Below are 21,982 nucleotides of genomic sequence, written 5' to 3'. Positions count from 1 at the left end.
CTTCTGGTGCAGATCAACCGTCTTCCGCTAAAATACCATCGGCATATTGATGCATACGCTCAGACAAATATTTGTAAAAGATAAACCCTAAAATATAATCACGAAATTCATCAGGACTCATGTTGCCACGCAGCGCATTGGCAATGTTCCAAAGCTGTTTCTCTAATGCTTTTTTGTGTTGTTCAACCATTTAACTATTTACCCTTCAAAAAATTCTTCGTCAATTCGTTTAATACTAATTACTTGTTCATCCCGGCTACCAACGTTGTACCGAAGCATCAGTTTTGCTAACTCTTTACCATTGATAAGCACTATGCGCATGCCTAGGTCTTTCGCTGTTTGAGTTGCTGATGAGGTAAACTCTGATGTAGTGATGAAAATACCTTTTTGTGCTTTCTTCAGATTAAGCGCACCAAAGAAGTCTCGGATTTCACCTGCGCCAACGTTATTGCCATCTGCATAACGCTTGGCCTGAATGTAAACCTGATCAACACCAAGTGGGTCTTGATTAATCACGCCATCAACACCGTTATCACCACTTTTCCCAAGGGTATGAGCCATACCCTCATCGCTTCCGCCATAGCCCATAACTAGTAGCAGATCAATTAGCAGCTGCTCAAAGAAGGCTGGAGACACTTTACGTGTTCGAGACAAGATGTCTGACGCTAACGCGTCGTTAATCTGTTTGTAAGCAGCCCTTAGTACTTCATCTGGAGTCGCATCATTATCAGACACAGTTGTATCTTCGACTCTGTCTGAGTCACCGTTCTTTTGTTTAGTGAACGCATTGAAGTCGTCAAAACGTTTAAGGTATTGGTTATTAATCTCGCCGCCACTGTTTAGAGCTTCTTTCCCCAAATCTGTTATCACGAAATGACCACGCCTTGTGGAATCTAAAAGCCCAACTTTGGCTAAATAAGTTTTGGCCCATCCAACTCGGTTGGTAAATGCAGCTTGTCGCCCACTAGGTAGAAGCTCTGTTCTCTCGTCTTCAGACAGATTGATTTGCTCAGCTAGCAAGTCTATGACGTTGCTAAGCTTAACTTCTTCATTTTTGGCAGCCTCTAACACTGGCTTCATTAGCTATTGATAACTTGGAAGCATCTAAGCACCTGCGTTTTGTTGTTCAATCCAAGCTTCTAAGTCTTCACGCTTAAAACGCTAAGAGCCACCGATTTTAAAGCCTGGTAGCTTGCCTTCACTGGCAAGCCTATAAGCTGTTTTTTCTGCAAGTTTCAGATATTCTGCCAGCTCTTTTAAGGTCAAAATTTGGTCAGTCATTTCAGCGTGTTAGCTCTCGATAGTTTTGTCGAAAATTCTAATAGTGAGAGAATATGAGAAAATCGGGGAATCTACAATGATCTCCATTCCATTATGCAGTCTAACGCTTTATTAATAACCACTTTGAGCACAGCTCGCCCACCACATTTTCGAAATGATTAAACTTCCATCCGCTCAAGGTCATCGAGCTCTTCTTGAGCATTTCTTGATAGCATAAGTGAGTTCTTTTTTACTCGATTAACTATGACTTCCGGTAGCTCACTTAAAAGCGCCTTCCTTTGCAGTAAATCGAAGGTAGTCTTAAATGCTTTAGCAAATTCATTTGAGAGTTTTATCATTACATCTAATCTTTCGAATTTCTGCTCATAATCAAACTTTAACTCCTTACATTGACGATCTATTGACTTGAGCTCATTCATTCGTTGATTGATCGTTTGTCGGTAGTCAGAACGAGCTAGACAGAAATCTCTCACCTCAACAAGGTTATTCGCATAAGTGTCGACAAGATCAGCTTCTATCAATTTTTCTTTTACCTGCTTTGTCAGTTGGGTAACTTCATCGGTCAGAATGTTTCTTTGTTCAAGAAGTGGAGCCAATGATTCTCGCAACTCATGCCCTTGCTGGTCCAAAGCCTCTTTCTTACGTAAACCTAAAGACTCAATTTCATCACACAGAAAGAATTTTTCGTGTTCCAAAACCTTTAACTCTTGATCTAGTTTTTTATGTGCTCGTTGTCTTTCTTCCATCGCCACGATTTCACTTTGAAATCGTCGACTCAATTCATCCGCAAGTTGCTGTTCAAACTCCTCTCTCTTTTTTCTCAACTCCAGATTCCATTCTCGTTGTAACTCCCCTTTTAACTGAAGAAGCACGGCTTGGTTTTGTTCCTCAAGTTGCTTAAGCCTCGATGTAACCTTCTCTTCTATCTCATATTCAATCTGGGCATGTCGCGCCTGAGCAGAATCTAACAAGGTTTGATGGGATGCTATCGCTTTCTCCAATTCAGCAAGAATCTCATCCTGAGCACCTTTGCGAAGTTTCATTTTCTCTAAGCGATCTTCATACTTTTTCTGATGTACTTCGATACGCTCTTCTAACGTTTTCTCTACTTTGTCTTGCTTTATTTCTTGCTCTTCAAGTTTCTTTTCTGAACGCTTCAAGACTTCAATTTGTTTTCTAACTTTTTCGTGTTTCTGCGCTGTACTTTTTGCTATTTCATCAAGGTAATCATTACAAGCATTGAGCGACTGCGTTCGCACTAAACAGTGCTCTAAAGAGTCGAACTGGTCTAGATAACCACACTCAGAGACATCTATCTCAATGACATTCTTATCATGACTCCGGCAATACCAAACTTTATCGTCATCGCATTTATGCTTATTAGCTATCTCAATCCAATACTGTTCGCTTCCGACCGTCGCCACTAAATCCGGCCTTCTCCCATCCATATAGACTTCAATTTTCACGTCAGAGACTTGTAGTTCTGCGCAAGCATCTGGGGTAACCCATCCCGCCTCAAGCGGTATAGGTATCTTCCCGGCTTTTGCAAAATACTCTTTGGCAGTTAAATGAAGTTGCGTCTCGTACGCCAAAACACATGCTTCGTCAAAATAGTGAGAAAAGTGCCAAGCTTTCTTTTGTCCCTTATTCGCAACTAATTTAGCTCCACAGCAAGCGCATACAACATTGGCTTGAAGACCACGATCGACGTCCTCAATTGATACCGACTCTTTGGTGTCTTGATATACCGCTCTTGTGATGTGAATTTCACTCATGGTTTTCTCCTCAACTGCCCTTGACGTAATACTAACCAAAAAAATAATATGACGTTATTAGCTACACGTAAATACTGATTACACATACACGTCGCATAACTAGACAGGAATTAGATAATGAGTAAATGGCCAATAAGATGGGACCTTTTGTTTCGATACAGAATGATAGAGGTCATTGCGCTGTGGGAAGGTCGGCTAACAACCAACCATTTGATTAAAAGCTTCGGTATTGGTAGACAGCAAGCGTCGAAAGATATCAATACTTACCTGGTAGAAATTGCGCCTGACAACCTTGTCTACGATAAACAGTTAAAAGGCTACAAACCCAGTGATAGCTTCATTCCAAAGCTAACGAGCGGTCATGCTGATGAATACTTACACATCCTATCTCGAAGTGAAGATATGACTGTGACTTTCAACGAGCTTGATATGGGCTTTGAAAATACGACGATGGTTCGCCCAGTGACACGCAACATTACTCCCGAAATTTTACGACCATTAGTCCAAGCAATCAGAGAAAAAAAACGTGTCGATTTAAGCTACACATCACTGACAAATGGTGAGGGAGTAGAACGAATCATCTCTCCACATACGCTCGTTTGTACACCACTACGCTGGCATGTTCGAGCTTATTGCGAGCACTCAGAAGGCTATCGAGATTTCGTGCTGAGCAGAATTCGAGGTGTTCCAACTCTTGAGACAAAAAAAATAAAAGGGAAAGAACAAGATGAGCTTTGGAACACTCACCTCTCTATTAAGTTAATCCCCGACTCAAGATTAACCGAAGCCCAGGCCAAAGTGATTGCACACGACTACGGTATGGAAAAAGGCATCCTGGCAATATCGACGAACGCAGCATTGGTTCGCTATGTTCTAGATGCTTATAATATCGATATTAATGTGTTGAATTCGAACCCTAAAGGACAACAGATCATCTTAGGGAATTTTGAAGAGCTGAGGCCGTATTTGGTTTTTTAGGTGCGCGTGAATACTTTAAAAAGCATACAACGCACCTTTGTAGTCCAGCATAAAACTAAATCGACTCATCTGCACTCTTGATTTGTTGCTGAGAAATTCTCCGATAATCACTGTACCATTCCACGAAAGCTGTAACGCCTTCGTGGAATGGTACTTGTGGCCTAAAACCAATCTCATCAAAAATCTCTTTTACATCAGAGTATGTTGTATTCACTTCCCCTACCTGCATTGGCTTCAATTGCCTTATCGCAGATACTCCCAGTTGACATTCCAACAAATCAATCATTTTTGTGAGTTTAACTGGAGCCCCGCTACCAACATTAAAAATCTGATATGGCGCCGAGCTTTGCGCAATAGTCTCGTGAGCTTTTAACCATTCATGGTTTTTCTTGGGAATATTCTTTGTTACTCGAACTACTGCTTCTACAACGTCATCGATGTAAGTAAAGTCCCGATAAAGTTCCCCGTTATTGAAAACATCGATCGGCCTTTTTTCAATCATTGCCTCTGTAAACTTATAGAACGCCATATCAGGTCGACTCCAGGGACCGTAAACGCTGAAAAAACGCAGTCCTGTCGTTGGTAACCCATACATTTGAGAGTAGCTATGAGCCATTAACTCATTTGCCTTTTTAGTTGCAGCATAAAGAGAAACTGGGTGATCCACATTGTCATTCGCTGAAAATGGAATTTTATCGTTCAATCCATACACTGAGCTCGATGACGCATACACCAGGTGTTTAATTTTAAAACCTCGACATGCCTCTAGGACTGAAAGAAAACCCATTAAGTTGCTCTGTCCATAGACCATAGGATCTTCCGAAGAGTAACGTACGCCAGCCTGCCCAGCTAAGTGAATCACGCACTCAAATTGCTCTTCATCAAATAAACGAGTTAATTCATCTGAGTTTTCGACACTCATGCAGTGAAATTCGAACCCTACATCTCCAATCCATTCCAACCTCGCTTTTTTAAGGCCAACATCGTAATAGTCATTGAGGTTATCAATGCCGACCACATCGTATCCATCAGCACAAAGCCTGCGACAAATATGGCTACCGATAAAACCGGCGGCACCCGTTACAAGTGTTTTCATAGCCTTCCTGTAATTGAAAAAAACGCATAGATAATGCAAATGTTGATCAAATGCTCATAAATGTCAGTCAGTTACATCACATACTCATCAATTTGCTTATTATAATCAAATCAATCATCAATCAAAGTCTCAATAATGAATAATGTCATTGTGCTGATCGCTACAACGCCCAGGCTTTCACTACTTTCTGAGCATGCGCTTCCTTCAGTCATCAATCAAACATGCCAACCTAAAGCCGTTGTGCTCGTATCAGATACACGCTCACTAGATCGGAATGAAGTAGAGAACCTGCGTTCTGAACTCAAAAGTATTCCGCTGCGTGTATTAGTCAATTCACGTGCATCCGGCGCCGCTGGCAGTTGGAATACCGGTATCAACTATATCTCTTATAACTTTCCAAATAGCTATATCGCTATCATCGATGATGATGATGTTTGGCAGCCTGAGCATCTATCTTCTTGCCTGCTTAGCAGCGATGACGGAAAAGCAGATATCGTTCTGTCTGGTATCAATGTGAAGATTGATCACAAAACAGTCGCTACCAATATTCCCATAGATCTTGAGGTTAAAGACTTTCTAGTTGGTAACCCCGGATGGCAAGGCTCAAATACCTTTATTAAGACCGAACTTGCTACCAAAGTTGGTGGTTTCACTGACGGCTTAACTAGTGGAAATGATAAAGATTTTGCAATTCGAATTTTGGAGTCCGGATTAGTCACCATTCGCTATACCAATATGGCGACCGTAGATTGGATTTGCAATCAAACACCCGATGCCCTTTCTGCCCCTGGCTCAAAACAGAAACTGCGCGGGTGCGCGCAGTTTCTAAAACTTCACGGAGAGAAAATGTCACAAAGTGAAATAGATATCTATTTCGAACGCGCCGCTGCGCTATTTGCACTTTCCAAGAACGATATATTAGACGAAATTAAACTTCTGGAGAGTTTCAATGGCTAACTTTCATCCACGCGCTCCTATTAAATACACTAAGATCTTGTGCGACCGAAACTTACGAGTTGCGCACACTTCGGCATCAGAATTTGACACTGCTGAAGTGGTAGTCGCGATTACCCACAAAAACCAACCGCAAGGCCTCATCCGCGCTCTTGACAGCGCACTTAAACAGTCTCTTACTCAAAAGCAGATTGCACGCATCGTTGTACTGGATGATAGCTCTGACATAAGTTGGGCATCGGAAGCAAGTGCTTTACTTCACCACCCAGCTGTTACCCTCTTGCAAGCAGAGTGCGGTTCGCCAGCTAGGGCACGCAACCTTCTCTTAGACTGGGCAGATACACAGCCATGTATACAATGGGTTGCGAGATTAGACGCTGACGATGAACTGTTTGCTAAAGATAGCCTGCATGGGCTTTGGAAGGCTGTTCGCGATACAGATAAAGTAGCGGCTCTGGGAAGCAACAAGCTGAGAAAAGGAGGGGTGATTCTCCAAAATGACAATATCGCAAATCCAAACGAGCTCTGTAATCATCTAAGTTTAGCGGGATTTATCGATAATTTTGCTTCTGCCAAGCAACAACGAGAGCTTCCTTCATGCAACCTATTACTGAAGAATAATCTAGGTATCAGGTACCCAAACATCAGAAGCGCAGAAGACCACTGGTTGGTCACTAAACTATTAATGCTAAATCCTTCCAAGGTAGCCGTTTGTTCTTATCCTATTTATGCCATCTACTCTCTTGATGGAGAAGATACAAAGACAAATAAGTCTAACGAAATTTGGCAAGATCAGAGAAATAGGCTTGCCTATGTTGCAAGAACATGGAGCACTCTATTGTCTACCAATCGCCATCTGTTAGGTGTTGGTATGGAGGGGGCGGTTTGGCTACAGCATAATCAAGTGGTTAAGGAGTTCTACCCTTGGGCTATTTCAGATACCGAAGTCCGAAGCCTGCGAACCTTACTCGCCGAAAAAGACCTTCCTATTTCTACGGTAACTTGGAGAAAGTGTGATGGTCTTTGGCAGTACAGCACCTCCTTCCAAAATAATGCATTAACTAATGAGAAGCTTTCCGAAAAATCCATTGTAGATTACCTCAAAAAACTCTATCACGCTGGAGTTTGCACTCTCAACATCAAGCGGGATAACTTAATTGTCACTCCACAAGGAGACCTGGAATACATTGATGTCGGAAAGGACCTACAGCCTCTCACGTCCTCACGCTTTCGGGATATGTGTGCCCGCCTTTATTCTATTGGAATATTGGCGAATACTGACGAAGAAGTCGTACGTAGGCTAAGCTGGCGAAGACAAGATGATGCGTTGATGAGCCTTCCTGGATTCGAGCAGTTCTACCGCAAGTTAATCACTGAACTTCATCCACAATGCGTCGAACCTTGCCGTAACCTAACACCGACGGTCTCGTGTAAGAGTGAATCTGTAACTCTAATGATCAAAGCCTGTGCGCAAGATGCTAAAGTACTTAGTGACCAAGTACTGCATATCGTTACGCAGCTTCGCTACCCAGTTGATTTCGCACAAATAATTCTTCTGATTGATCCTCATGAGGGGAAATTTTTACGCCAGTATTCGAATCCAAACCTAGCCTCCGTTATTGAACAAGCCGAGAGGCTGAGAGACAATGGACTAATTGACTCCGTGCTAGTTTCCCCTTCAAGCGCAAAAACCATAAATACAACGTATGAAAAATGGTTTGCACAGTCTAAGTGCGGAGAAACACATACCTGTCAAAATGCTCCCTTGTTCCCTCAGATCTGGGGATTTGACCAAGTTACGACTCGATATGTACTGCAGTGCGATTTAGACGTGCTTATTGGTCGCCGCAATTGGCACCATGATTATATCGCCGACATGATTTACGCTTGTGAGCCTGAGGATGTACTTGCTGTTGGCTTTAATATTCCCAAAAGCAGCTCTAATTTTAATCCTTATAAAGGAGCTCCGGGTGAATTTGCTCCTGAGGTCCGTTTCGGACTCTTGGATCTCGGTAGGACTCGCCTTCAACTGCCAATTGATAATCCCTTGGACAGAGGCAGATTCACTTTAACCTGGCATCGTGCACTACAACAAGCAATGAAATGTAAAGGGCTTCGCGCTGTACGTGGTGGGGATCCACAAAGTTACTACGTCCATCCTCGAAATGAACACAAACACCTTCCTGAACTTTCATTGGCAAGGGACTTGATCTCTCAGGGAATCGAACCGACGAAGCAGCATGAGGAATTTGATTGGGTACCCGGCAATCATTGGCAATATGAACAAAGGCATGAAGCAATCGTTTTTTTATTAAAAGGTAGGTATACCGACCACGCTCTACTAAAACGTTGCCTAGACTCATTGCGTAACCAGACAAATCAAAGCTTTGGTATTATCGTGATTGACGACGCAAGTGGCTCCGCTCATAACTGGTGTTATCCAATGTTGTTGGATGAGCTTCAGGCTAAAACCACACTGGTAAGACGCAGTTCTAACACTGGGAGAATGCCAAACTTCATATTGGCAATAAAAGAGATCTGCCAAGATCCTAACTCTTTGGTTGTAGTGTTAGACCAAGATGACTGCTTAATGCAACCCAGCGTTGTTGATGCTTTGTATGCAGCCAGAAAACAGGGTGCGGACTTAGTTCAGATGCCTATGTTTCGTCCTAATAAACCACTGCATTTATACCAGCCTGATTACCGCAATCCTCGACTTGCTGCCGGTGCAAATGTATGGAGCCACCTAAGGGGATTCACCAAAGCGTTGTTTGAACAAGTCCCCGAGGAATATTACAAACATAAAGACAGCTCTGAGTGGTTCGATTCGGCTACAGATTATTTAACCATGTTACCTATGACGGAACTCGCAAAAGCTCCTATTTACCTAGACACAGGCTACACCTATTGGCACATGCGTAAAAAGCTAGGCCGAGATCAAAAAGAGCACAATAACCAAATGGTTCAAGAAATTATGTCTATGCCTTCACTTTCTCGGAGAGAAGAAGAGCTTGTTGAGCCAAAGCCAGATTTTTTTGAAGACGGTTTACCTCACTAGACAATTCGTTGTCGTAGAGCCACCAGTTTGGGGAGATGATACACCTCCCCCTTAAAACAAAAAATAGTGATTCTAAGGTCTTTAAGATCGAAGAATCAATGTGCTCCAACCATGCTATAGGCTTAACCTCGGATAGCCCTTTCAATAATTGAGTCGCTTCTTCTTTTGATAAACTTGGCAACGACTGAAGCTTGGAGCAATGTCGAGTGATTGTTACGTCATCTACTTTGAAATGACGTGCTAGCTTCACTTCATAGCCAGGCCAATTTAATTTATCCATCCAGCCAGAGGCGAGACGCCGTTCTCCCAGCCAGTTATGATATGCCGCTGGCAGCGCTTTCCGTTGATTATAATCTAGGGGTCTCTCTAGTGAAGGCAGTAAATTCATCCTACTAACATTTATTGTGACACCAAGTTCAAGCATTGTTTTGAGAGTGAGCAGACCAATTGAAGGTTTACATCCCAATAGGTCCTCCAATTCCTTCCCATATACTTCTAGCTTTTCACAAAACAATTTGCTCGGTACTTCGCCTTGAACAAGAACGCCTGCCGTGATGCCTGCCAACTTACTATTAGTCACCACCAAATCAGCGCTTGAAGCAGTGGTTAATGGTTGATTAAATCGGATAACTTTCTCATGTTTTTTGATGACTAAGTCCCCTGGACCATTGCCAACAATATGCCATTCATCCACTTTCTATACCTTTTGCAATCAAGCCAGAACTAACGCTTTTTGTTGCTTTCCCACTCTTGATAAATCTTCTTCCATGTTGCTGAAGTGCGCTGCTCAAATATTCTAGGACGTAGTTTTGGTGGAACATAATGCCCATCTCGAAATCGTCCACATAAGCCACAATTACGCCTCATTAGATCACGCATTTCATCATCACTGAATGGTAAACGCTGCCGCCCACCTTTTATGTTTAATACTCGGTCAATACCACCAGCAACCGCACAAGGGTAATAACCCTGAGGCGTAAGACCTAAACCGCAAGTCTTTGCGATATCACAGCCGTTCGAGAAATCACTAAACTTGTGGTACCAACTATCAACAGGAGCTAAGTTAAATGGGCCAAAGTCTGGTTGAACAGAATCCGTTTTCGCTGAGTTTTCAATACACAACCATTCTGGAAGCATTGATATCACTTTATTGACGCGACGACCATAGCCGTTAGTCACAAGCTGAATAGTCAGAGCAGGATGAGCTAGCTTTAGGCGATACAACTCCGAAAGGATCTCGCTGAACTGAGGATGTAGCGTTGGCTCTCCACCTAACACACGTATTTTTCGCCAGTGCTTATTATGGCTCAGAGTATCGTCAACAAACTGGGTTATTTCATCGAGTCCAATATGTGTTTTCGATGGGGCTTGGGCTGAAGAGCGATTACAGTTATTACACTTCAAGTTACACTGGTAGGTGATATCTATTTCAATCAAGTCATCAGCAACCTGATATTGGTAACCCATCAATCTAGTGACGGGCTTCTGCACGCGGAACCATCGCCAAAAAGCTTTTAGCTTGAATCCAAACCTGACAATATGAAACCATTTCTTTGGATATTCATATGAGTACTTAAATGGTTCTTCGTTACGACTCTTTGTCACAGCATCTCCTTGTCAAAAAAGATCCAGACCTTGTTATTAGCCTAAGAATAAGATTACTCGGATGATATACAGCACCTTTGCATATTACGAGTACTCGATGAGTCAATGTAAACAAGTGTGATATACAACTAGATAAATATATTCTCCATAGTAGATAAAAATAGGTAACGGATTCTATTCAATTATCGTCCTCCAATTATGTCCGCCATCCACTCATCCACTTCCTTTTCTACCCAAGCAACCGCTCGCTCTCCCAAGTTAATCGACTTCGGAAACTCATCATCATTCATTTTGCGGTAAATCGCTGAACGGCTAAGGGCGGTCTTTTGCATTACTTCTTTTAGTTTTAAAAATCTCATTGGGTGTTCTCCTTGTTATTCGTCATAACAGGAGTCCGCCATTAAATTTTTACCCAGAACGTCCAATCAAAGCTCAGTATGTGCCACTCAGTTTTACTTCCGATCAAATCCCTTCATTCAAAAACCTTTCAGATATATGTCATCAAAGTGAATAGGAACCATCGCTCACTTAAAGGAGGCATACCATGCCAAGACACAACTACCCTACTCACCAGCCATCGAGCTTAAATGAGCTGCTTGAAACGGCAGCTGAGGCTCTTGCACAAAAGTACAAGCGCGAAGGGACATTCTCTAACCCGAATAATGTAAAGGAGTATTTAAAGCTCAAGCTCGGATCATACGACCGAGAAGTATTTGCTCTCATGCTGCTCGATAACCAACACCAGCTGATACGATTTGAAGAGCTGTTCTTTGGCACTATCGATGCGGCGAGCGTTTACCCCAGAGAAGTAGTAAAGGCTGCCCTCTATGCCAATGCTGGAGCGGTGATCTTTGCTCATAACCATCCTAGTGGAGATCCTGAGCCATCGCGGGCTGATAGGCGCATTACGACCAGGTTGATCGATGCCTTGTCACTGATTGATGTTCGTGTACTTGACCATATTGTGGTCGGTGAAGACTGCGTCTCTTTTGCCGAAAGGAGTTGGATATGAACAGTGTTATTGCCCGTTACGAATGTATTTCCCTTTTACCTGAGTTACAGGGATACCTCACTACTGTAATGAGTGTGGCGTCAATTCCAGAGCATGTAGAACGTGTCGCTCTCAACTTTCGCCATAATGCCTATCGACCTAACAAAACAGGTCCTCACCCTGTTGAAGTTCATTTATTCAGAGAGCCGTCAAGTGAGGTATGGAAGGTCGCAACCATGACTAGCTTTGCGTTTCCAAGTAAAACCAGCAATGAGTTAGACGTCGAGCTTTACTTTAATTTCAATCACCAGTGGTTTTATCAACCAGATATTGAGCGGTGCGATCTTAATAAACCTGAAGTCATTGACCTGTTTCAATCATGGCAGCGTTCGTTGGTAAAAGCTTTTCGCAATGGTGGTTTTGATTCCTTCGCAGCAACCGCCATCTAACACTCCCCCCAATCAATACATTAATCCTTCAATCATCCATTACTTTCAAAGCGCTGTAAGAAGGCGCCTAGGAGCCCCTATGCCTGTTAAAACATTAACCTCAATAAACGTTACCCCAACCTGCTTGCCATTATCTAAGGCTTTCCATCGCTGCCTAAGCCAAGTGCTTGATCAACATCGGGATAAGCAAGGTAATCACATAACGATCAACTTTCGAGACAAAAGCTACAATGCTGAAAATGGTGGTTTTCATCCCGTTGAAATTGCGCTGAACAAAACAGATGAGAATCACTTCTCGATCCTGTACATCACTGACTTTAGTTATTGCGGAGGTCCCTACCCAGAATTAGAAAGAGATCTAGATTTTGATATCGGCAATGGAATGGCATTTTCTCGTTACGGAGGATGGCAGAACATTCGCCAATCTTCTGTGAAAGAGTTGTATAAATTGTGGCAAAGCAACTTTGTCGACTATGTCAACATGGACGCCTACGACGAAATCGAAGTCAGTAACGACTAAGACTCCCTTAATCCCTTTATTCATCCATCACTTCAACAAGCCAATCTAGAACCGCGTTCAACAAGCAACATTGATTAGCACAAATGAGTACTGATACCGCTGCTTCCCATATTACTAAAACGAGAAGCTTGAAACCCTTGCTACATAAGGGTTTAGCGGTATCGGCCTCTCTGTGCTTCCCAAAACACCCCTCTACAGACAAAAAAGGAAGCAGGCTATGGCTGAGGTCCACGCGATCAAAGACGACGACACAATACGCCTAATTGGCCACTTACTGACCATTCGTTGTAATCCGCAAATGGCTGACGTTTGGCATATAGGGTTAAACCTGGCACTACGAATATCCGACCTACTCTCTATCCGCTTTGAAAACATTAATGATAACCGACTCATTATTCGTGAAAGCAAAACAGGCAAGCTGGCAAACATCCAGTTAAACACTAAAGCACGGGAGCACATTGCCAAAGTACAAGAGAAGCACCCTGACCATGTTTACCTCTTTCAATCACATCGATGTCAGCAACTAAAACATAAACCGCCGCAGCCGATCTCTCGGCGTGCGGTGTCTATGGCCTTTCAACAAGTAGGGCAAGAACTCAAGCTTGCGTTGGGTACTCACTCCATGCGCAAAACACGAGGTTACTTCCTCTACCTGTCCACTAAAGATATCGGTCGCGTGATGAAGATGCTACGCCACACCTCAGAGGGCGTGACGCTTCGTTATATCGGTATCACTCAAGATGAAGTCGACAAAGACTTCGTATCACTCGAACTGTAACTAAGAGAGGTTTCTATCATGGAACATTTACAACCTGGCGATCATCTGGTGGTGAACGTTGATGTACTGGGGATTACTGAGCACCATGGCTTATACATCGGAAATGACGAAGTAATTCATCTTTGCGCTCAAGCTAAGCAAGTCATACTCAGTTGCTTAGCTACGTTTTCTGACGATAAAGAAATCAGAGTGAAGCGTCGCGCACCCTATCCACAAGATGCCATTGATTACGCAAAACAGCAGGTAGGCAAACCTGGTTATGATGTAGCTACGAACAATTGTGAGCACTTCGTCAATCGCTGCATTGAACAGCGACATACGTCTAACCAAGTGAGTAGCAGCGGTCATGTCATCGTTCATGTGGCAGCTAGGCAAGGTTTACTCGGTCAATCAGTTAAACAATTTGCCAAAGGCCCGCTAGGCACCATCGCTATCGCCTCTACAGGGGCCAAGTATGCTGGTGAATATATTGGCTTGCCTGATAGTGTAAACACCGTTATCGGGGCTCCTGGGGATCTTGTCGCTAAACCTATTGAGGCTGCATACAAGGGTACCGTTGATACTCTAAACAATACTTACGACAAACTGAGTGATGGTGAAATCATCGGTGCCACTGGCGAGCTGATAACGGGCACAGTAGCGACTGCGGTTGATGTCGTCTTTGCACCCATTGAAGTGGTAGGTATCACCTTGAGTGCGATTAAGTCATGGTTTGATTAATATACTGGAGGGCTAAATACCCTCCATTCATCACTACCGATAACTGGTACTAAAATTACGACGCCCTTCACCGTAATGTTTGGTCTCTTTTTTTGCTAGATAGCTTAGCCGATAAAACAAGTTCTCATATTGGCACGTGAACTCAGGTTTACTTTGATGTAAATAGTACCCGCCATTTTTGGTAAAATGCACCAACCCATCAGTATTGTGATAATCCATACCTAGCGCACTAGCCCAAGCTTCACGAATCATTCCTGCCAAAGTACCTCTCCTCTCCCAGTCACCTAGCTTATGAAATTTCTCTTTGTTAAAAAACAAGACCATGTGGTAATGATCGTTTGCTGATGTATCTCGTTCTCTACACCAAATAAACCGAACTATTGTAGGACGTACCCTTTGTTTAGCTTTGTCGTACCTGTGGTCCATTGCTTTAATTTTTGCTTTAAGCGATTCAGTAAACAGTGAGATTGCACGATCTCTAGATCGACATTGGTTGACGATCTCATCTCGACTCAAACAGTCAAGCTCTTGAGGAGCTTGTGGCATCTTAAGATCAATCCGTACTGCATAGACGCGTTTGTACTCATCACATGCGTGATTCAATGTATCAATTATTTTATCTAAGTATCTTTCATTGTAGTCATTTAAGTTGCCAAGAATGGTCAACCCTTTGAAGTAGTTGTTGTTCATTTTTACTTACCTATGGTTGGTTATCATAAGTAAGATCTGTTGTATTTATTTACTGGGTTATCAGGTGACCATACTAAGGTATGTTCACTAAGAGAGAGGTATGTATATAACTATACCGACATCGTTTAGGTGTTCCCGCCTCGTAATTCCCTCTTCTATAGCAACAGCAAAAACTCACCTCAAAAGTAGCTTATTTTGGTCTGGCGTTATTGGATGAATTCATCGACGTTACTTCAAAGGCTAACCAATCACCTTGTCCCGTTAATTGTGTTTCACAAGCCAATTAAGCAACACCAAGACAATGATAAATGCACATATCCCCAAAAAAACAGCCACTACCTCAATAGAAACAAGTATTCGCGTCACAAAAGGCAACAAAAAAGACCCAAAAATAAACTAAATAATACGTAATTTATAGTAAAAAAGACACATAAATAACATAATAAACTTAGGGCAAGTCAATAAAAACGAATGGAATAGTCATGAAGAAAGAACCGCTTTTCAAAGCTAGAAGCAAGGATGAGAGCGATTTTTATGTTGCTGAAGTAGCCAGGTTAGTTCGAGATAGAGACTCTCACTCATCGATACAGAATGGTAGTTTAATTGATGCGGAAAACTCATTGCTAACCCATTTTAATGAGACTGAAGCGAGGCAGCATGCAAAGCTTTTATCGCTCATTTATCAAGAGAAAATCAACCCTAGTGACGATGTTTTGGACTGGATTAACTCACCTAGAATTTCAGGCTTTTGTATTATGACGCTTTTGAATAGACCTGAATTTCAGAAGCGGTATTTAGACCAGATGAGCATGATTCATTCATCAAGTTTGTCTCAATATACAACTGAGACGACTTCCAAAAAAAACGTAAGAAATGCACGAGATCCATACAACTTCGATGATTTAGAAAAGCTTCCAGGTAGAAAGACGTACGACATAAATGACTACGATAATGACAAGCTAGCACAACAAGATCATAACGAAAATTTAAGGATGGAGGAGCCTCAAAGGAAGGACTTTATACGCATTAAAGATGAAAGCTTTATCAATTCATTATCTACTGGTTTTGATGCCGACACTGTCATTCCTAAAAGCAGCTATGGCTCACATCGTAGTCGCTTCCAAGCCATTCTTAAGGCTTTCTACGATTTAAGTTCAGCTCAAGTAAAGTGCCGTGGTGATAATGATGATTATCGACATTTCAATCTTTCCGAGATTATTTTACGGTTAAAGTTTGACTGGCAACAGGTATTCTTACATGCAAGTCATTCTTGGATTGAACATGACAATGCAGATCAAATAGCATGGCTTCACCACAACCTTCAGGCGAAAGATGCCGAGTTCGAGCTCCCTTGGATCATCACTGACACTGAAAGCCTGCATGATGCACTGCTCACTTATTTAGATTTATCATTCCTACAGCACCCCGAAGATGCCGCTAAAAAAATCGAAACACTGAGAAAGGCATGGGTGAGAAAAAATGGCAATGATAATGCTGAAGAGGCTAAAAGCATTGGCTTAAGCAGTAAATCAAAGGCTCAATTAAAAGAGCTATCAAAACGCAAAAAAAAGAGCGAAAGAACGGTAATAAAAGAACTTATTCAAGAGCAACACTCATCACTAACAGACAACTAATATTCCTAAAGTGGAGGCGGCCCAAAGTCGCTTCATCTTTAACAGGCTCTCAGTTATACGGTATGATTTTGGTTTGAAGCCATGCTTGCACTTCACTTTCAAGCCACGCTTTTCACTTACCCATAATGGCGTAGTTGTTAGGAAAGTCACCGGCTTTAATCAAGTTATAAATACTGTTACGGCAGAGTGTTGTCGTTTCCATAACATCGCGTAAGCGCAGGAAACGCTCACTACGATTCTGAATAATGTCCATCATGTTCTCCTGGTTATTGGTTTATCCAGGAAGATGAAATATATCTGTATCCTCTTTGTTTACAGGCTGCCAAAACTACCACTAGCCGATAAACAATGAGGCTGGTACACGAAAACGCGCTGATAGTGCCTTAATGTGGTTGAGCGTTAGACAGCGCTTTCCGCTTAAGATCATCGATTTGGCACCTATCTCTTCTTTGAAATCACTTAACGTCAACTGGTGCTGATCGATGATAACTCTTAGCATGGCGATGCCTGGCTCAAGCTTATCAATAGTTTGATTAAATTCATTAAACGGCTCCGCTTCTTCATATCTTTCAATCACCGGAAACATCAAGTCGATCACTGGCTGATGAGCATCATAATCTTCGATAAGCACTTCCATCGTGGCAATCAGTTCTTGATATTGTTCTGGTGAAGTAATGCCAGTAATCCAGGGCATAACACTTTGAGCTTTACTGACGGCCTTATCTATCTCTGAAATATTTAACATGCTCTGCCCTTACCTCTTTATTAGACTTCAATCCTGAATTCAAAAGCTTGCTTCATCAATGGCTGCACTTCTACTTTATTTGGCATCCTAAACTCATTGACATGCCTCATTGGCACAACTGTCACAAAGCCCCAAAACTCCAGAAACCGTTTAATAAAACGCGATTCAATCATTGTGCCTAGTAGCTGACTTGGGGACGAGTACTCATCTTCAGGGCATCTCAGCAGTAAGTCAGGGAATGCGGTCATTACCTCTTCAATCAACTGTTCCGTATTGCCATGACTTTGCAAGCGCCACAGCATAAATACCCAGAAGGTTCTTAGATCAATATCGTGCTCCCATCCATCTAGGTAGCCCCAATTGTACTGAGAGGTTGCCGCTTCGAACATAGGGATGAAGAACGCTTGAATGCCGTGTGCTAGGTACTGCTTTTGAGCCGTTTTTTTAACATGATAACGCCCGCTTCGACGATAGATGATACCCGCTATCTCTGCCAGTACCCGGCTGTAATGCAATGCATTAAATTTATCTTCGTTACTGCCTGCATATTCACTGATACTAATATGCCGTTCAAATTGAGATACTGCAAACTCTGGCAATAATTCACTGGCCTGTTTGACGATTATTGTCGGTAAGTTGCCCTTGCTGGTGGCTTTAAATGAGCCATCGTTTTGCATTGCTTCATCCAATATCAATTTTAAGTAACGCATCACCGGGCTGGTCTTAAGATCGTCTGGAGTCTTTATCGTGACCTGTTCCAGTTCCTTGAAAGGTGCATAAAACCAATTACTCATTTGTGTTGGCGAAAGGCCACAAAAGTCAGGATGAGGCCGATCATTAGCCGCCTTCATTTTTTGCTCTGCAACAATATTAAGTTCTTCTATAGACAAGTTAGGGTTCATTGCAGCAACTTGCTCAATATCATCCAGCATTGATGCATGTTGCTTAGATATACTGTTCATGCAGCAACGTTTGTACTTTTTACCGCTGCCACAAGAGCAAGGTTCATTTCGACCTGGTTTCATGTTTTATCTACTCGTCTTATTTTATCTTAATGCTACGCCAACTTAAGAAACGCCATCTCAAACCAGCAATGCCGCATTTTCTTGCTTACGCTCTGCAAGTGTTTTTTCTATCGCTGACACAGTGGTCTTACTCACCCCGTGTTGCTTAGCAAGCTGCCTAAACTGACTAATGGCATCAACTACCTCTTGAATGCATTGCTGTGCTTCCTTCCAATTAGCAAAGCCTGCACTAGCAGCCAGCTTTTGCATCACTTTGAGTGGTGGCGCTTTTCCGTAGCCAGCAAAGGCAGTAGCATGCTCGTTAAAAGGGTGAGGGCTAAACGTTACATCGTAAAATGGTGCGAGTTGCCAGCTTCCATTATCTGCCTGTAAAAAGCCCCAGTTCTTACTGTGATCATCTTGGTTCGCGGCAAATAAGTTAAACATTGCGCGATGAAATTGAAGTTGCCCAGCAGCTGGTGACTTACAGAGTTGACGACTGGCTTTAATAAGGTCGCTGTAGTCTAAGCTCGGGCTTCGAAAATCAGCATCCAATAAGCCGCAGGCACTGTGCATATGTAAACGCCCAGCCTTCTCTTGCGCGGGTAAATAATCGAAACGCTTTAACGCAAGCCATGCTTTAGCACCACTACTTGTAGGTGCTTCGATTAACTGCCACGTCGGTGGCTGACATTTTGCCAACCCAGCCATTTCTAAATAGGCCGCTTCACACAAACCTTCTTCGTGGCCCAAGGCTAAGTTCTTAGAAGTAAACTTAACTAACCATGCTTCATCGCCAGGTTGTACATAGGTGCGGCATTGGGTCGCGTCGCCAGCAGGCATATAAATTTGCGCTTTAGGTCTAGCACCGCCAGAGCTACCGACGGCTACCAAGGTTGCTAACACTTGCTGAGTGCTACCGTCTAACTCATCAGAGAGGGACTGGTCAAACAAGGTTTGGGCTTCAAGGCCAAGTGTTTCCAAATCAATATCTGAACGATTTTCTAATGAGAGCTCTGATACAGGCGTAAAAGACAATGCCCCCATTCCTTGCTGGCCAACAAAAGCCAGCCTATCCATTGCTGTTACTTGTGCTGGCAAAATACCTTGTTGGCGGAATACTCGATCTTGCAACAGCAAACCCCAACCATCGGGAAGACTATCACCAAAAACGCCGTGAATGCCTTGGTGCGGTCCTTTCGGTGCTTGCTGCAATCGCGCATCATCTTGAAGCGTAAAAGGGGATAAATTGCCAAACCTGCTTATATAGTTTTCATCGTACTGAAAGAAAACACCTTGGCGGTTTTGCGCTAATACACCCACCGATACCGTTTCGCCCGTTGTAAGAGTGCGCTCCACATTCAACTTTTGGATGGATTTAAAGCTCATCTTTAAGCACCTCTTCTATACTGGTCGGTAAAGCGGTACGGTCAGACGTTGTTTGTGTCAATTGATAAAGTCTGTCTAGTGAATCCAGCGACTGCCACAAAAGCAGCAGCTGACGAAATGATATTTGTCCGGTGAGTTCAAACTTTTTTATGGTCGAAGCAGGTACACAACTACGCTGGGCCAGTGCCTCTCGCGATAGCTTCGCTTGTTTGCGTAAGCCACGCAGATGAGTAGCAAAAGCTTGGCTTACATCGGTATCATCTAAAAGTGAAAAGTTCATACGCAGCCTTATTGGATACAGTAATGTCTATTATAGCGTTATTTTGTAATTTATGGATACCATAACATCCATATAGATAGGAATGACTATCACGTAACTGGAGAAGGAAACTCAAAGCTGATACTTTGCATCAGGCAAGGGGTTGAGTTAAGGTAATTCATAACCTAATAGGCTCGTATCTAGGAAGTGAACCACTGGTGGTTGAATTGGTGGTTAATAATTGAAAGCGAAGGCTATCGCGTATGCATCCAATTGATTTTTAATGGATTTAATATTTTAGTCTACATTCAGATCCAAAATGGAGAGTTATTCACTCTCCATCACATCACGAATCAACGACTAACTATCCTATCAAGAATCCAGTCTTGAACCTCACTTTCGACCCAAGCGACAGCTCTGTCACCAATAGGCACCTGTGATGGAAACTGCTGTTTTTCTATAGAGCGATACATTCCCGACCTTGATAAGCCAGTCATTACTAGTACTTCATTGAGACGGATTAAGCGAGTGGTTACGTTTGACATATTGACACCTTACAAGTGAGTGGATTTCACTTAAATGACATATGTCTGAAATTATTTAGGTTATATGCACCATAGAAAAGCCGTACCCTATGCCTATGCCCAGCCTTTAAATTCAGTAAAGGCCCTTTGTGACGCCGTAACATGGATTTGCTGAGATCAAATTACATACTTCCTATTAACCCACAACCTTAAGGCTCTTTTTACCACTCATCGACAAGCTCCCCTTTGCAGCTTCTTCAATGTGATCACTCCACCACGCCATGAGAACTTTACGACGTTCAAGGTAATCTGTGCGATTGTATGCGCTTCTTACCTTATCTCTATCCACATGAGAAAGTGCAGCTTCGATAATGTCTGGGTCAAAGTTCTGTTCATTTAGAGTGGTACTGGCCAATGCGCGCAAACCATGAGACGTTTGCCTGCCCTTCATGCCCATTCGTACCAATGCTTTATTTGCTGTCTCTTTGTTGATGTGATTGTTGTTACTTTTGTCTGCTGGGAAAAGAAATTCACTATCCCCCGTGATGAAATCAATCGTCTCTAATAGGTCTAAAGTTTGTTTTGTTAAAGGAATGGTGTGCATTCTTCCCTTTTTCATTCGTTCAGCAGGAATGACCCAAAGCCTCTTTTCTCTGTCAATTTCATCCCAACGTGCTCCAGCCGTTTCAGAGGGCCTTGTCATGGTGTGAAGTTGCCATTCTAGCAAGCAGCGAGTGATGGGTTTAATGGATGCGTAGTTGATTGTCTTGAGGAGCTCTGGAAGTTCATCGGGTGCTAACGACGCTTGGTTGGTTACCTTGGCAGTTTCAAAAGCTTTACCAATACCTGCGAGCTTGTTGTGCTCAATCACACCGGTGTTTACTGCAAAGGTCATTATCTCATTGAGGTTGCGACACAAGCGCCCTACTGTTTCTAATTTACCTTGGTTCGCAATAGGTTTAATGGTTTTAATCGCTTGTGGTGCCGTAATGTCACCAAGGGGGAACTTACCAAGATCGGGCAAGAGGTACTTCTCAATTCGTTGCTTTAACTTTTTAGCCGTTTGCTCTTTGACGCTTGTTTTCTTCACTTCAATCCAATCATCAAATACCAACTGTAACGTATTCGACAATTCTAACTGTTTTTCTTTAAGTGTAGTGTCACGGTGCTCTTTAGGGTCAATATCATCAGCAAGTAGTTCTCTTGCTTCAATAGCTTTAGTTCTTGCTTTAGCTAGTGAGATGTCAGGGTACTTACCCAAGGCTAGGTTCAAGCGCTTTCGTGAAATGGGATGATAATAAGAAAAACGCCATAGCTTTGTTCCTATAGGCTTAATCTTCAATGATAAACCATCACCGTCACCTAAATTATATTCTTTCTCTTTAGGCTTTGCTTGTTTAACTTGAGTTGCCGTTAAAGGCTGTACTTTTTTCGCCATCGTAATCCCCTGAAGTAACCTCGAAATTGCTTAATTCTTAAAAGACTACTTCAGAGATTACTTTAAACGGTGGATTTTACAACATACTATGGAA

General features: G+C 42.6%; 22 protein-coding genes and 3 pseudogenes. 9 read left to right on the top strand and 16 right to left on the bottom strand.

From position 1 onward, the window contains the following. Positions 1 to 16: 16 nt before the first annotated feature. The 4 genes and pseudogenes from AB4589_RS06855 to AB4589_RS06840 all read right to left on the bottom strand — a co-directional run. Positions 17 to 190 (bottom strand): annotated as a pseudogene (locus tag AB4589_RS06855) (type I restriction-modification system subunit M N-terminal domain-containing protein); the annotation flags it as partial. An 8-nt stretch (positions 191 to 198) separates the two neighbouring features. After that, complete coding sequence (locus AB4589_RS06850) at positions 199 to 1,080, bottom strand: restriction endonuclease (protein ID WP_372099887.1); 882 nt, start codon at positions 1,078 to 1,080, stop codon at positions 199 to 201. 84 nt (positions 1,081 to 1,164) lie between these two features. Beyond that, a pseudogene (locus AB4589_RS06845) lies at positions 1,165 to 1,281 on the bottom strand (helix-turn-helix transcriptional regulator); the annotation flags it as partial. Positions 1,282 to 1,439: 158 nt separating this feature from the next. After that, positions 1,440 to 3,056 carry a competence protein CoiA family protein gene (locus AB4589_RS06840; RefSeq protein WP_372099886.1) on the bottom strand — a complete coding sequence of 539 codons (1,617 nt, stop codon included), beginning with the start codon at positions 3,054 to 3,056 and terminating at the stop codon, positions 1,440 to 1,442. A gap of 117 nt (positions 3,057 to 3,173) precedes the next feature. Here AB4589_RS06840 and AB4589_RS06835 point away from each other — a divergent pair, with 117 nt between their 5' ends. Beyond that, on the top strand, positions 3,174 to 4,034 hold the full coding sequence (locus AB4589_RS06835; RefSeq protein WP_372099885.1) for a WYL domain-containing protein: 861 nt from the start codon (positions 3,174 to 3,176) through the stop codon (positions 4,032 to 4,034). Between the two features lie 55 nt (positions 4,035 to 4,089). On the opposite strand, the gene AB4589_RS06830 is transcribed toward AB4589_RS06835, so the two are convergent. Then, the gene (locus AB4589_RS06830) at positions 4,090 to 5,130 is read right to left on the bottom strand and encodes an NAD-dependent epimerase/dehydratase family protein (RefSeq protein ID WP_372099883.1); all 1,041 of its coding nucleotides are present in this window, start codon (positions 5,128 to 5,130) and stop codon (positions 4,090 to 4,092) included. 135 nt (positions 5,131 to 5,265) lie between these two features. Between AB4589_RS06830 and AB4589_RS06825 the strand changes: the two genes are divergently transcribed. Further along, on the top strand, positions 5,266 to 6,087 hold the full coding sequence (locus AB4589_RS06825) for a glycosyltransferase (protein WP_102327573.1): 822 nt from the start codon (positions 5,266 to 5,268) through the stop codon (positions 6,085 to 6,087). Then, the gene (locus AB4589_RS06820; RefSeq protein ID WP_372099881.1) at positions 6,080 to 9,142 is read left to right on the top strand and encodes a glycosyltransferase family 2 protein; all 3,063 of its coding nucleotides are present in this window, start codon (positions 6,080 to 6,082) and stop codon (positions 9,140 to 9,142) included. Before AB4589_RS06825 ends, AB4589_RS06820 begins: the two co-directional genes overlap by 8 nt. Here AB4589_RS06820 and AB4589_RS06815 read toward each other — a convergent pair. The 3 genes from AB4589_RS06815 to AB4589_RS06805 all read right to left on the bottom strand — a co-directional run bounded on the left by AB4589_RS06815 (position 9,063) and on the right by AB4589_RS06805 (position 11,106). Next, positions 9,063 to 9,836 (bottom strand): hypothetical protein, encoded by a 774-nt coding sequence (locus AB4589_RS06815; protein ID WP_108189232.1) that lies wholly within the window; start codon positions 9,834 to 9,836, stop codon positions 9,063 to 9,065. The two genes, AB4589_RS06820 and AB4589_RS06815, sit on opposite strands and share 80 nt — an antisense overlap. 29 nt (positions 9,837 to 9,865) lie before the next feature. Beyond that, positions 9,866 to 10,747, bottom strand: a complete 882-nt coding sequence (locus AB4589_RS06810; protein WP_371964057.1) for a radical SAM protein — start codon at positions 10,745 to 10,747, stop codon at positions 9,866 to 9,868. 182 nt (positions 10,748 to 10,929) lie between these two features. Beyond that, positions 10,930 to 11,106 (bottom strand): AlpA family transcriptional regulator, encoded by a 177-nt coding sequence (locus AB4589_RS06805; RefSeq protein WP_108189231.1) that lies wholly within the window; start codon positions 11,104 to 11,106, stop codon positions 10,930 to 10,932. Positions 11,107 to 11,291: 185 nt separating this feature from the next. Between AB4589_RS06805 and radC the strand changes: the two genes are divergently transcribed. The 5 genes from radC (at position 11,292) to AB4589_RS06780 (ending at position 14,205) form a co-directional block, all read left to right on the top strand. Then, positions 11,292 to 11,759 (top strand): DNA repair protein RadC, encoded by a 468-nt coding sequence (radC, locus tag AB4589_RS06800; protein WP_372099878.1) that lies wholly within the window; start codon positions 11,292 to 11,294, stop codon positions 11,757 to 11,759. Then, positions 11,756 to 12,187: a DUF2787 family protein gene (locus AB4589_RS06795; protein WP_372099876.1), complete on the top strand. Its 432-nt coding sequence runs from the start codon at positions 11,756 to 11,758 to the stop codon at positions 12,185 to 12,187. The genes radC and AB4589_RS06795 overlap by 4 nt, the downstream gene beginning before the upstream one ends. A 79-nt stretch (positions 12,188 to 12,266) precedes the next feature. Next, positions 12,267 to 12,707 (top strand): DUF2787 domain-containing protein, encoded by a 441-nt coding sequence (locus AB4589_RS06790; RefSeq protein ID WP_372099874.1) that lies wholly within the window; start codon positions 12,267 to 12,269, stop codon positions 12,705 to 12,707. A 217-nt stretch (positions 12,708 to 12,924) separates the two neighbouring features. Beyond that, positions 12,925 to 13,485, top strand: a complete 561-nt coding sequence (locus tag AB4589_RS06785; protein ID WP_372099872.1) for a tyrosine-type recombinase/integrase — start codon at positions 12,925 to 12,927, stop codon at positions 13,483 to 13,485. 18 nt (positions 13,486 to 13,503) lie between these two features. Further along, positions 13,504 to 14,205, top strand: coding sequence for a lecithin retinol acyltransferase family protein (locus AB4589_RS06780; RefSeq protein ID WP_017095377.1), 702 nt, complete (start codon positions 13,504 to 13,506; stop codon positions 14,203 to 14,205). A gap of 33 nt (positions 14,206 to 14,238) precedes the next feature. Here AB4589_RS06780 and AB4589_RS06775 read toward each other — a convergent pair whose 3' ends face one another. Next, positions 14,239 to 14,895, bottom strand: a complete 657-nt coding sequence (locus tag AB4589_RS06775; RefSeq protein WP_372099870.1) for an inovirus Gp2 family protein — start codon at positions 14,893 to 14,895, stop codon at positions 14,239 to 14,241. Positions 14,896 to 15,377: 482 nt separating this feature from the next. Here AB4589_RS06775 and AB4589_RS06770 point away from each other — a divergent pair, with 482 nt between their 5' ends. Continuing rightward, a complete protein-coding gene (locus AB4589_RS06770) occupies positions 15,378 to 16,529 on the top strand; it encodes a hypothetical protein (RefSeq protein ID WP_372099868.1) in 1,152 nt (383 codons plus the stop codon). 115 nt (positions 16,530 to 16,644) lie between these two features. Here the strand turns inward: AB4589_RS06770 and AB4589_RS06765 are convergent. The 7 genes and pseudogenes from AB4589_RS06765 to AB4589_RS06735 form a co-directional block, all read right to left on the bottom strand. Continuing rightward, positions 16,645 to 16,782: pseudogene (locus AB4589_RS06765) on the bottom strand (AlpA family phage regulatory protein); the annotation flags it as partial. Positions 16,783 to 16,863: 81 nt separating this feature from the next. Continuing rightward, positions 16,864 to 17,274 (bottom strand): type II toxin-antitoxin system HigA family antitoxin, encoded by a 411-nt coding sequence (locus AB4589_RS06760; RefSeq protein WP_372099866.1) that lies wholly within the window; start codon positions 17,272 to 17,274, stop codon positions 16,864 to 16,866. Between the two features lie 20 nt (positions 17,275 to 17,294). Then, positions 17,295 to 18,299 carry an SEC-C metal-binding domain-containing protein gene (locus AB4589_RS06755; protein ID WP_102502856.1) on the bottom strand — a complete coding sequence of 335 codons (1,005 nt, stop codon included), beginning with the start codon at positions 18,297 to 18,299 and terminating at the stop codon, positions 17,295 to 17,297. 57 nt (positions 18,300 to 18,356) lie between these two features. After that, complete coding sequence (locus tag AB4589_RS06750; RefSeq protein WP_372099864.1) at positions 18,357 to 19,667, bottom strand: type II toxin-antitoxin system HipA family toxin; 1,311 nt, start codon at positions 19,665 to 19,667, stop codon at positions 18,357 to 18,359. Then, positions 19,657 to 19,947 (bottom strand): helix-turn-helix transcriptional regulator, encoded by a 291-nt coding sequence (locus AB4589_RS06745; RefSeq protein ID WP_017095370.1) that lies wholly within the window; start codon positions 19,945 to 19,947, stop codon positions 19,657 to 19,659. The genes AB4589_RS06750 and AB4589_RS06745 overlap by 11 nt, the downstream gene beginning before the upstream one ends. Positions 19,948 to 20,279: 332 nt before the next feature. Further along, a complete protein-coding gene (locus AB4589_RS06740; RefSeq protein ID WP_017095369.1) occupies positions 20,280 to 20,471 on the bottom strand; it encodes an AlpA family transcriptional regulator in 192 nt (63 codons plus the stop codon). 175 nt (positions 20,472 to 20,646) lie between these two features. Then, entirely contained in the window at positions 20,647 to 21,888 is a 1,242-nt protein-coding gene (locus tag AB4589_RS06735) for an integrase domain-containing protein (RefSeq protein ID WP_017095368.1), read from the bottom strand. Positions 21,889 to 21,982 lie beyond the last annotated feature (94 nt).

Source organism: Vibrio sp. 10N.222.49.A3, from assembly GCF_041475145.1.
Lineage (GTDB): Bacteria > Pseudomonadota > Gammaproteobacteria > Enterobacterales > Vibrionaceae > Vibrio > Vibrio tasmaniensis_A.
Note: the sequence above shows the minus strand (reverse complement) of the source record. Positions and strands in the feature narration are given on the sequence as shown.